This window comes from Bacillus sp. YC2 (genome assembly GCF_019891195.1).
Classification (GTDB): domain Bacteria; phylum Bacillota; class Bacilli; order Bacillales; family Bacillaceae; genus Bacillus.
The window spans coordinates 1-271 of sequence record NZ_JAHXDO010000040.1 but is presented as its reverse complement, the minus strand read 5'-3'; the positions used below and the strand labels follow the sequence as shown (position 1 = coordinate 271).

Annotated in this window: 1 protein-coding gene; it reads right to left on the bottom strand. The window is 56.5% G+C overall.

Annotation, left to right across the window (positions count from 1 at the left end; genetic code table 11):
- Positions 1–271, bottom strand: a 271-nt coding sequence (locus KY305_RS19805; RefSeq protein WP_223063939.1) for an AMP-binding protein, incomplete at both ends; no start/stop codon positions are given.

The window sequence follows — 271 nt, the reverse complement described above, 5'->3', positions numbered from 1 at the left end:
GTTCCGGTGGAACCGGACGTATAAATGATATAAGCGAGCGAATCGGCATCTGCCATATCAGAGACAGCCTCTGTCTCCGATGTGTCCTCCGCAAGAGAAGAAAGACTGACCTCAAGCGTCTCCCCGGAAAAGTCCGGCACTGATAATCCGGGCTGCGCGAGCAGAAGAGCGGCGCCGCTGTCAGCCAGCATGTAGCTCAGCCGCTCTTCAGGATATTCCGGGTCAAGCGGCACATAAGCGCCTCCGGCTTTTAACACAGCGAGCACCGAAA